The 10,453-nt window shown below is 41.8% G+C and carries 10 protein-coding genes; 7 read left to right on the forward strand and 3 right to left on the reverse strand.

Annotated features, from left to right (window positions below; translation table 11 throughout):
- The first annotated feature begins 69 nt into the window (after nt 1-69).
- The 4 genes from ACFOHL_RS17220 to ACFOHL_RS17235 all read left to right on the forward strand — a co-directional run bounded on the left by ACFOHL_RS17220 (nt 70) and on the right by ACFOHL_RS17235 (nt 2,967).
- On the forward strand, nt 70-414 hold the full coding sequence (locus ACFOHL_RS17220; protein WP_376921482.1) for a sigma-70 family RNA polymerase sigma factor: 345 nt from the start codon (nt 70-72) through the stop codon (nt 412-414).
- Nucleotides 407-1,126 carry a hypothetical protein gene (locus tag ACFOHL_RS17225; protein WP_376921483.1) on the forward strand — a complete coding sequence of 240 codons (720 nt, stop codon included), beginning with the start codon at nt 407-409 and terminating at the stop codon, nt 1,124-1,126. Before ACFOHL_RS17220 ends, ACFOHL_RS17225 begins: the two co-directional genes overlap by 8 nt.
- Before the next feature lie 129 nt (nt 1,127-1,255).
- Nucleotides 1,256-2,551, forward strand: a complete 1,296-nt coding sequence (locus ACFOHL_RS17230) for a serine hydrolase domain-containing protein (protein WP_376921484.1) — start codon at nt 1,256-1,258, stop codon at nt 2,549-2,551.
- Between the two features lie 41 nt (nt 2,552-2,592).
- Nucleotides 2,593-2,967, forward strand: coding sequence for a VOC family protein (locus tag ACFOHL_RS17235; RefSeq protein ID WP_376921485.1), 375 nt, complete (start codon nt 2,593-2,595; stop codon nt 2,965-2,967).
- Here the strand turns inward: ACFOHL_RS17235 and ffh are convergent.
- Nucleotides 2,964-4,361: a signal recognition particle protein gene (gene ffh / locus ACFOHL_RS17240; RefSeq protein WP_376921486.1), complete on the reverse strand. Its 1,398-nt coding sequence runs from the start codon at nt 4,359-4,361 to the stop codon at nt 2,964-2,966. The two genes, ACFOHL_RS17235 and ffh, sit on opposite strands and share 4 nt — an antisense overlap.
- Before the next feature lie 199 nt (nt 4,362-4,560).
- On the opposite strand from ffh, the gene ACFOHL_RS17245 reads away from it, so the two are divergent.
- Together ACFOHL_RS17245 and ACFOHL_RS17250 are read left to right on the forward strand one after the other, a co-directional pair.
- Complete coding sequence (locus ACFOHL_RS17245; RefSeq protein ID WP_376921487.1) at nt 4,561-5,367, forward strand: cytochrome C assembly family protein; 807 nt, start codon at nt 4,561-4,563, stop codon at nt 5,365-5,367.
- 67 nt (nt 5,368-5,434) lie between these two features.
- A complete protein-coding gene (locus ACFOHL_RS17250; protein ID WP_376921488.1) occupies nt 5,435-6,727 on the forward strand; it encodes an HlyC/CorC family transporter in 1,293 nt (430 codons plus the stop codon).
- 65 nt (nt 6,728-6,792) lie between these two features.
- On the opposite strand, the gene ACFOHL_RS17255 is transcribed toward ACFOHL_RS17250, so the two are convergent.
- On the reverse strand, nt 6,793-6,969 hold the full coding sequence (locus ACFOHL_RS17255; RefSeq protein ID WP_376921489.1) for a hypothetical protein: 177 nt from the start codon (nt 6,967-6,969) through the stop codon (nt 6,793-6,795).
- Between the two features lie 15 nt (nt 6,970-6,984).
- On the reverse strand, nt 6,985-7,473 hold the full coding sequence (gene sixA, locus ACFOHL_RS17260) for a phosphohistidine phosphatase SixA (RefSeq protein ID WP_376921490.1): 489 nt from the start codon (nt 7,471-7,473) through the stop codon (nt 6,985-6,987).
- A gap of 142 nt (nt 7,474-7,615) precedes the next feature.
- Here sixA and ACFOHL_RS17265 point away from each other — a divergent pair, with 142 nt between their 5' ends.
- Nucleotides 7,616-10,345, forward strand: a complete 2,730-nt coding sequence (locus ACFOHL_RS17265) for an insulinase family protein (RefSeq protein ID WP_376921491.1) — start codon at nt 7,616-7,618, stop codon at nt 10,343-10,345.
- Nucleotides 10,346-10,453: the final 108 nt, after the last annotated feature.

Consider the following 10,453-nt stretch of genomic DNA (forward strand, 5'->3'; position numbering starts at 1 on the left):
AGTTTAAAAAAAGCAAGATCACATCCAATCAGTTTGAAATCTTGAAAGTGGGTGCGGAATGACAGATATATGTACACAAGTGCCAGAAACGCATGTATTGACGAGTACAAAAAACACAAGAAACTGTCTTTTATTAGTGATATCGAATACTCAGAAGAACAGCATCAATGCGAAGTAAACCAACTTGCGCAAAATCAAAACATTGATGCAGATAGTACCTCTCTTAGAGAGGCATTTGATATCGCATTAAATAGTTTACCTTTTTATCAAAAAGAAGCATTTTGCCTTCAACAAGAAGGGTTTTCTATTGAAGATATAGCTGAAATTACTCAAACAAACAAAGAAACATGTAAAACGCGATTGCGTTACGCGAGAGAAAAGCTTCAAGCACAGATGGAGGCCTATCATGTCTAAAACAGCGCAGTCTAATATCAATACAAACGCCACTAGCGACACCAGTAACAACGAACTGAAAAATCCCTTGTCGATAGAAAAACTGTACAAAGAGCGAAAGCTATCTCATACACCGCCTGCAAGCATCCAAACGAAACTCTTCAATGATAAAAAAAGAGAAAGCAATCTTACATGGAGTGAGTTTGCATGGAGTAAGTTTATATGGAGTAATGTTACGTGGATGAGTAACTATATAAAGCAAGGGGCGATAGTGGCGTCGATTGCTATCGCAATGGGTATCATTAGCTTTCAGATATTGCAAGGCAAAGCCCTTTCTCCATCTATTGAGTATTCGTCACAAAAACCTAAAGAACAATTTATTGCCGTGCAATTGCACAGTTTAAAATCGGAAACAGCTACTAATATTAACGCCAAAAAAATAATGTATGACGAGGAATTTAATAGCCATATGATGACACTCGAACTCAATACTATTTATGATCAAAAGATAGTCGAAGTGATTGATGATACGGATGGTATCAAGTTACTTAGCTGTGACAACGAGCTTATTCATATAACCAAGTTACTGTTAAAAGATATACAAACAACACCGAATCTGAGCGTGCAACCGCATATTGGTGACATGATGGCGTTAAATTTGGATGATCAAGGACGGATCCTAAAACTTGATACTCGTACTGACATCAAAGCGTGTGAATCGGTTGCTGAGTAACATCCCAAGCCAGGGTCTGTTGACCTTTGGCGTACAGCCCCTAAAGACTCGACTTTGTTTATATCAGATATTTAACCTACACTAGGATCTAGTTGCACAACAAGATCAACGGATCACATTAGGATTACAATGAAATTATTTAGTATCAAGCACTTTGCAGTCATATTAAAACCCTTGCTCATCGGCAGTGTAGTATTTGTGGGTGGATGTAATGCCGCATCACCTACGGCCAGCCCAACGGCCGGCAGCCCCAATACTTCGCAAGGATTTTCAGTACAACGCTTGTCCCGTATTGATGATGTGATGCAGCGTTATATTCAAGCAGACAAGCTCGTCGGCACTTTAAGCCTAGTAGCAAGAAATGGCGAAGTAGTGCATTTATCAGCAAACGGTATGCGCGATAGAGAAGCGGAATTGCCGATGACCGAAGATACCATTTTTCGTATCTATTCGATGACCAAACCAATCACGGCCGTTGCCGCATTAACGCTGTGGGAACAAGGTCTATTTCATATGAATGACCCCATAGAAAAACACTTACCCGAATTAAAAAATTTAAAAGTGTATGTGAGTGGTGAGGGTGAAAACATGGTTGTCGAAGATGCGGAGTCTTTAGTGACGATAAAACAACTATTCTTGCATACAGCTGGCTTTTCTTATGGCTTTACACAAAGCCCTGTCGACAAACTATATCAAGAAGCATTCTCCAAACTAACTAACACCTCTTCAACACAAGCACTAGAGACAATGGCGAGCCTACCGCTAAACCACCAACCCGGCACTAAATGGCATTACGGAATAAACACGGACATTATTGGTTTGTTGGTTGAGCGTTTAACAAACAAAAAACTTGGCGAGTACATGCAAGAAGTCATATTTACCCCTTTAAATATGAACGACACGGGTTTTTATGTAAAACAAGAAAACTTGACGCGTTTTGCGCAGCTATATAGCCCTGGGGACAAGGGGCAAACAGTTGTCAATGAAAATGGTATGCTGGGCTCCTTTACAACTGACCCCGCGGTGCACAATGGCGGCGGCGGCTTAACCTCGACTATTGGCGATTATTACAAATTTACCCAAATGTTGTTGAATGGTGGTGAGCTCAATGGCACGCGCATTCTTGGCCGAAAGACAGTGCAATACTTGCGTTCAAACCACTTGCCTGACGATTTGATCCCGTTTGCACCTGACGCAAAAGGAGAAGGTTATGGTTTAGCCATGTCGGTTACGGTTGATGAAGACCAAGTAAACTTTATGAGTTCTACTGGAAACTTTGGATGGGGTGGCGCTGCCTCAACTTACTTTCGCATCGACCCTAAGGAGAATATGATCATGATCAGTATGACGCAGTTTCTCCCTATGGGTTTCCATCCCTATCACGACGATTTTAGAAACGCGGTATATCAAGCGTTAATTGACTAGGCTTGATCTTCGATTTATGCAAGTCCTAACAGGAGGTCGCAATGGAACTAGGCGCATTTTCACTGAGTTTAAACGTTGCAAATATTGAAAAGTCAAAACAGTTTTATGAAACCTTAGGCTTTGTTGTAAGTGGTGGCGACATATCTCAAAAATGGTTGATTTTGAGAAATGGTGACTCAACCACTATTGGCTTATTTGAAGGTATGTTTGACAAAAATATGCTCACTTTCAATCCTGGGTGGAATAATCAAGCAAAAGAGGTTAATCCATTTTCTGATGTGAGAGACATTCAAAAACACCTCATGAGTAAGGGAATTGCAATCGATTCAATAGTCGACGAAAGCTCATCAGGACCCGCTCACATAGCTTTGAAAGATCCCGATGGCAATCCTATCTTAATTGATCAACACCGTTAGCGTTTTGGCGGAAACCCACCGCCAAATCCTCCCATGCCTCCCATGCCACCTGGAGGCATCATGCCGCCCATTCCGCGCATCATTTTTTTCATGTTCCCCCCACCCATTTTTTTCATCATCTTTTGCATTTGCGTAAATTGCTTGAGTAAGCGGTTAACATCCTGAATTTGCGTACCAGAGCCAGCGGCAATACGTCGTTTGCGAGAACCTTTAATCACATCGGGGCGCTGACGTTCAGCTGGCGTCATGGAATTAATGATCGCTTCCATCTGCGTAAATTGTTTATCATTTGCCTGCTCTTTTATTTTTGCAGACATGCCACCCATCCCTGGTAGTTTGTCCATCAGCGACATCATGCCGCCCATGTTGCGCATTTGTTCGAGTTGTTCTTTAAAGTCCTGTAAATCGAATCCTTTACCTTTTTGTACTTTTTTGGCAAGTTTTTCTGCTTTCGACCTGTCTACCTTGCGCTCAACTTCTTCGATAAGACTGAGCACATCCCCCATCCCTAGAATGCGAGAAGCAATCCTTTGAGGATGAAACGGCTCAAGCGCATCAACTTTTTCTCCCATACCCAAAAACTTAATGGGCTTGCCTGTGATCTGTTTCACTGACAAAGCGGCACCGCCGCGCGCATCACCGTCTGCTTTGGTTAAAATAACGCCCGTTAACGGCAGTGCTTCGTTGAACGCCTTAGCGGTGTTTGCCGCATCTTGGCCGGTCATTGCATCAACCACAAACAAGGTTTCTACAGGGGTAACGGCAGCATGGAGTGCCTTTATTTCGTCCATCATTTTTTCGTCGACTGCAAGACGACCAGCCGTATCGACTAATAGCACATCAACAAATTGAAGCTTTGCATGGTCGATAGCCGCATTCACAATATCCACCGGCTTTTGCATAATGGTTGAGGGATAAAATTCGACATTAACTTCTGCGGCAAGTGTTTCAAGCTGTTTTATTGCTGCTGGGCGATATACATCTGCGCTCACAACAAGTACCTTTTTCTTTTCCCGCTCGCTCAAGTACTTCGCTAACTTACCAACGCTGGTCGTTTTACCGGCGCCTTGTAAACCAGCCATCATCACAACGGCTGGCGGAGACGCGGCTAGATTTAAACCAACGCTTTCAGCACCAAGCACTGATTCCAGCTCAGACTGCACAATTTTAATGAACATTTGCCCAGGTTTGAGGCTTTTGCTCACCTCGGTACCAAGTGCCCTCTCCTTAACCTTTGCAATAAAATCTTTTACTACAGCAAGTGCAACATCTGCTTCCAACAATGCCATACGGACTTCGCGTAAAGCGTCTTTAATGTTGTCTTCGGTAAGTCGCCCTTTTCCACTTATATTTTTGAGTGTTTGGCCTAAACGGTCAGTTAAGTTCTGAAACATATACTCTGTTTATTGCTTGTCCTAGTTCAATGGATTCAAGTATACAATAAAGCAAGGTGGGATTGTACTTGGAAGTGCCTCCTCTTTTTTGTCGCTAAGTTTAAAAGAATCAGTGAATCGGAAACTTTGCAAGTGCCTTCGATTAGATTACTATTCGACATACTATCTTGTGCATTTATCCAATAATTGAAGAGCATCAATGTCAACCGTTTTTATTACATCATTGATTAGCATTACCGCGTATTTACTTGCCGGTACACTTTTGTTGCGTCAATTTTTTAACCCTGCACCCGCAGCGGTGTCTGCAAAAGTGCCTCAACTAAGCATGATGTTGGGTATTCTGGCACATTTATTAATACTTGTTTTGAGCCTCTATCACTTGGGAAATGAAAAACTGAGTCTCAGTTTTGTTACGCTTACGCTCGCGTTTTTGGTAACTATATCCATGTTCTTCTTAAACCAGTATATAAAGAATCTGGTTTTTCTGCCGATCGTCTGCCTGCTGTCTTCACTCTTTGTGTTTCTAAATATAGTACTGCCTTCAACAACGAACATAGATGCCAATATGAATGCGGGCATGATCGCACACATAAGTCTTTCAATCATAGCCTTTGGCTTACTCAGTATATCGGCTCTTTATGCACTACAACTGAGTTACATCAACTACCAACTTAAGCATAAGCGCAAGACTATGTTACACAGTGATCTGCCGCCTTTATTACTTGTTGAAGACATCTTATATAAGCTCATGCTGGCCGGCACAATAGTGTTAGGCACGTCCCTCGTTTCTGGTTTCATCTTTCTGCCAAATATGTTTGCTGAGGGCTATGCTCACAAAACAATTTTAAGTTCTGTAGCATTACTCATTTTTTCCGTATCACTCATATTCCATCGATGGCAAGGGCTAAAAGCACGGCATGCAGTGGTGATTAATGTTATTGGCTTAAGTATTTTGGCACTGGCTTATTTCGGATCCCGCATTGTACAAGAGTTCATTATTGGCTAGAACGAACAGCAGCACTGACAGATCGACAATGATTTACAGCATAACCGGCACATATAGGTAACCCCTCTTGGATCAATTATCAAACTCAACTTTATATATTATTTTAGGCGTCTTACTCGTGTTTTCTGCCTACTTTTCGAGTTCTGAAACAGGCTTGATGAGCATTAATCGCTACCGTTTAAAACACCTTGCAAATGAAGGACACAAAGGGGCTAAGCGAGTACAGTCACTGCTCAATCGGCCGGATCGACTTATCGGTCTCATTTTAATAGGCAATAATTTGGTGAATATTGCGGCGACAACCGTAGCAACAATATTGTGCTGGCGTTTGTTTGGTGATTTTTATGGCCCTATCGTCGCCACCTTTGGCCTTACCCTGATTGTGCTTATCTTTGCCGAAGTTACGCCAAAAACCTACGCCGCTTTGCATCCAGAAAAGGTCGCGTTTCCTAGCTCTGTGATTTTACTCCCCTTGTTGTTTGTCATGACCCCTTTTGTCAAAGGCGTAAACGGCATCACCAATGGCATTTTATTCTTGTTTAGAATGAATCCACAAAGTGGCAACGGTGATTCGCTTAGTCGTGAAGAGTTGCGTACCGTCGTATACGAAGCTGGCACGATGATACCCAAAAAACACCAAGACATGCTGGTAAGCATATTAGACTTAGAAAAAGTCACGGCCGAGGATATTATGGTGCCTCGTAGTGATATCTTTGCCATCGACATCAACGACGACTGGAAGCTTATCCAACGTCAACTTACCTATTCTCAGCACACGCGGGTACTGCTGTATAGAGATAGCATCGACGATGCAGTAGGTTTTGTGCACGTTAGAGATGCGTTGCGTTTACTTTCGAAAGATCAATTCACTAAAGCGACAATGTTGAGAGCGGTAAGAGAAATATACTACACACCAGAATCTACGCCTCTTCACAAGCTAATGTTCAAGTTTCAACAAGAGCGTGAGCGCATTGGTCTGGTAGTGGATGAGTACGGCGACATTCAAGGATTGGTCACACTAGAGGATATCCTAGAAGAGATCATTGGTGACTTTACCACCAACATGCTTCCAGACTATAGTAAAGAGGCGATTGAGCAGCAAGATGGCAGCTACTTGGTTGATGGCAGTGCTAATATTCGAGAACTAAATAAAGAAATGTCTTGGTCTTTCCCCACTGACGGCCCCAAAACACTCAATGGTTTAGTCCTCGAGTACCTTGAAGATATTCCCGAAAACAACATTAGCCTGAGACTAGCAGGCTACCCAATAGAAATCGTTGATATTAGCGGCAACATGATTAAAACCGTGCGTATTCAACCTGCATTCTATGTCAGCCCAATAGAAGAATCATGTGATTAAAAAACTAAACTCGGGATAAAAGCTTGAGGCTGTTTATCTAGCTGGCGTTTGGTGCAAGATAGGAATTAACGTTTACAGGCGCGATTGTGACGGGCTTTTTGTTTAACAGCCTCTATTTTTTCATTCAGATCCCCAAGCTTCACCATGATGGCGCGCAATTCGTCATCGTCATCGATATCAGCGGCAGCGACATGCTGCTTTAAGGCTAATTGAAGTGTCACTGGTAATGAGACTCTTGGCATTATATTCAACCGCTCCTAATTGATGCTTTGGATCAAAGCTAACTGCTTTCCTTGTTGGCCTTTAACATTATAGTCAACGATCAGTATATCGGCAGGTGTAAATATTTTTGCATTAAATCCGAAACAAATTTTATCCGCAAGCAAGCTTACAAAAGGCATGTGACTGATTAACATCAAATTTTTTGGTGCTGAACTCCCTGTAGCCATTGCGTGAATGTAATCTGCAGCATGTTCAATATTCGCTTCGGGGGTAATAAGATCAGTATCAATCTTGGACTTAACCATTATTTTTTTTGACACTGCTTCATATGTTTGCTGTGTTCGAAGATAAGGGCTAACAATCAAATGATCAATTTCCGGCTTAATCAAGTCATTTTGCAGGTACTCAGCCAATCTACGTCCCGCATACTCTGATTGTGTTTTACCGAATCGCGTGAGATGCCGATTGCGATCATTAGTTTCATATGGCTCGGCTTCTCCATGGCGCATTATTATTAAGTTCATTTCTTGTCTTCTAAAGTATTGCTATTAACAGACGCTATTTATAAAGTGGGATTTTAATGTCTATGTAGCAAACCTGCGCCTAAAACACAGGATTCGTCACTACTTTAGTCTAACCAATAACCAATTCAGAGAATGATATTCGTTGACTTATAATAATCAGACAGCAATTTACACTAATAAATTTCCAAATAGTCTTCGACTTGCGGTTGAAAAGCAAGATCTTAATGATGTTTGCGCAATTTCTTTTAGTGTGCGTGCTGGACGTTATTACGAAACGAATCAGTGCTTTGGATTTACCCATTTATTGGAACACTTGATTTTTTCTCCAAATAAAGACTATCCAGAAATCGGCTATCTCCAAAAAACAGTCGAAAGATACGGTGGACAAGTCAACGCTTGGACTCACTCTGTAACGTGCAACTTTCACTTACAGTGTAAAAGTGAGTTTTTCATTGAAAGCCTATCAATATTGCTCAACAAAATGATTCTGCCGTCTTTTTCAAGCGAGGAACTAGAGCGAGAAATTACTGCCATTGATGCAGAGTTTTCGATGAAAAAACGCGATGAGCGCCGGCGCATACTTTCTGTTCAGCAAACACAAACTAATCCTGAACACCCCTTTAGTCGATTTACAGTCGGTACGGCAGCTACATTTGCTGAAGTAAAGACAACAGATTTGATAAGACAACTTAGCGCCTTTCACTCTCGACACTTTAATGCAAACAACATAACGGTAGGGCTTAGCATGCCATCCGACAATTACGAGCGACTATTTCCCGTCATTGAGAGCTTGCTGACAAATACAATACCTCCAGGAGAAGCCCTTGGGCTGCCTTCACTTCCTCCAATCATCGATTTAAAAAAGCAGGGACATCTGATTTATGTCGAACCGGTACTGCCAACACAAGCGCTGATATTAAGCTATATCCTAAAAAAAACAGGCGACGACGAACTCGACAATCTAGCTTTGACCATGCTGCAACACCTCACGGAAAGCAAACATTCAGGCGGACTAAAAGCAGCGATTGCGCAAATATGCGATATCGAACAACTTCTTGTTTCTGGGGGCCTAGAAGACAATGAGGTAGAAGAAATTCAAATAAAAATTGCCGTAGGGCGCACAAAGCTCACGCCTTCGCTTTTGGCTCAAATCAAAGGGCTTGTACTGGCATACTTTTCTTTTTTACAAGCGACTCAAATAGAACCTTGGCGATTCAGAGAAAAACACAAACAAGTGTTGCTAGCTCAACATTTTGGCATACAGCAAAGTGCACTGGATTCTGCTATTGATATGGCAGAAAAAATGAATCTAGCACACGACGATGTAGCTATAACTGAAAGTCTCCATCTCAGTGATCCAACAGTTGCCATCAGACTAAAAGAAGTCGTGGGCATATTGCAGCAATTAAGGCCTACAATGTATGTGTTTACCGATAGCTGTCAGTATGAGTCGAGTACAGCGTTTTATCAGGTGAACTATACCATTGCCGAACCTCCGAAAACTGTTCAGCCAAATCACTGCTTTTTTCAACTTCCGAGCCAAAACAAATACATGCCGAATAGCCTCCGTGTGTATCCAGCAACGACAGACAAAAAAGCAGTGATCACGTGGCAAAAAGCCGGTGTGATCTTCAAATATATGCACTTTCTAAACGCACAAAAACCACTTGGTGATATTTATATCTCAATTAGCTGCCAAAGCATGTTTGGCTGTGCTTTTAACGTACTCGTCAAAAAAATATGGCTTGAATCAATACAGAGCTACTTTACAAAACTATTCTCAAGCTCAGAAGCAGCAGGCTTGTACTATCGTATTTATGGTCACCAGCACGGCATATGTATACACACGAGTGGATTCACAGAAAAGCAAACTTTACTTATTCTTGATTTACTAAATAAAGCCATTGCTTACAAATTTACACAGGATGAATTTGAGCGTAGTCGAGAAAAAATCAAACGGAAATTAAGTAAAAGCTTGCTACAAAAACCCGTCAACCGACTTATTTCTATATTGACTAATCGTGTACACCCGAATGTACTTGAGCCACTCGTTTTGCTTGATGGCATAGAAAGTCTAAAGTTCGAATCGGCAGACCAACATCAGCAAAAGTATTTTACGAAAACGCATATAGAAAGTTTGTTAGTTGGCAATTGGCTGCAAAAATCAGCGGAGGATTTACAAAAATTTATTTGCGACCGGATGGTGATTGATGAAATGTGGAAAAAGCCAGATATCACTGCCAACATAATTAACGTGTCACTCGATATTCACGATACATCAAATAGTGCTTCTGACAACGCACTTGTCATTTATCACCAAGTACGACTCGATAACAACAAGAACAATGATGAACGTGAAGTCGCACTTGCTTTAATTATGGAGTGCTTACTGAGTCCGATTTTTTTTGTCGAAATGCGTAATGTTCGACAACTGGGCTATGCGGTTGGTGTGGGGTACAAGCCAATCAATCAGCAAGCTGGGTTGGTGTTCTACACCCAGGCACCCGATACCGCACCTGAAACGATATACATGAATGTGAAGGAAGTGATTCAAGCAATTATTGAAAATTATTCAGAACTGCTTGAAAGCCTCTCTCACGTCAAGCATCAAGTCAGCATGCAAGTGAGCGAAAAGCCAAATACCGCGTCAGCTTATGCTAGGTACATATGGCTTCACTTTGACCAAAGCGATCCACTAGGCTATACCTCGAAATTGCAATCGGCGATTGAAAACACCACGGCAGAGGACGTGTTCGGCTTATTGACCAAAATTTGTCAAGGTGCGGAAAACCAAATACGCCTTTACTCATACGCTTCAACAGAGAAGGATAATACTTCACCCGCCCTCAAGCACAAAAGAAAAGGGAGTTAAAACCCATTGCCTTGCGCATATTCATGTGCTTTGAAATGGCGAACATAGGCAGCAACAAAGGTCCCAAAAGTATGCCACCAAGTAACCATCTGTGTTTATTCATGCCAT

The organism is Agaribacter flavus, from assembly GCF_042646125.1.
GTDB lineage: Bacteria > Pseudomonadota > Gammaproteobacteria > Enterobacterales > Alteromonadaceae > Glaciecola > Glaciecola flavus.

Bases quoted from the DNA above. Each gene is read 5' to 3' on its own strand.
- ACFOHL_RS17220 (WP_376921482.1), top strand. From the start codon at position 70: ATGTACACAAGTGCCAGAAACGCATGTATTGACGAGTACAAAAAACAC.
- ACFOHL_RS17225 (WP_376921483.1), top strand. From the start codon at position 407: ATGTCTAAAACAGCGCAGTCTAATATCAATACAAACGCCACTAGCGAC.
- ACFOHL_RS17230 (WP_376921484.1), top strand. From the start codon at position 1,256: ATGAAATTATTTAGTATCAAGCACTTTGCAGTCATATTAAAACCCTTG.
- ACFOHL_RS17235 (WP_376921485.1), top strand. From the start codon at position 2,593: ATGGAACTAGGCGCATTTTCACTGAGTTTAAACGTTGCAAATATTGAA.
- ffh (WP_376921486.1), bottom strand. From the start codon at position 4,361: ATGTTTCAGAACTTAACTGACCGTTTAGGCCAAACACTCAAAAATATA.
- ACFOHL_RS17245 (WP_376921487.1), top strand. From the start codon at position 4,561: ATGTCAACCGTTTTTATTACATCATTGATTAGCATTACCGCGTATTTA.
- ACFOHL_RS17255 (WP_376921489.1), bottom strand. From the start codon at position 6,969: ATGCCAAGAGTCTCATTACCAGTGACACTTCAATTAGCCTTAAAGCAG.
- sixA (WP_376921490.1), bottom strand. From the start codon at position 7,473: ATGAACTTAATAATAATGCGCCATGGAGAAGCCGAGCCATATGAAACT.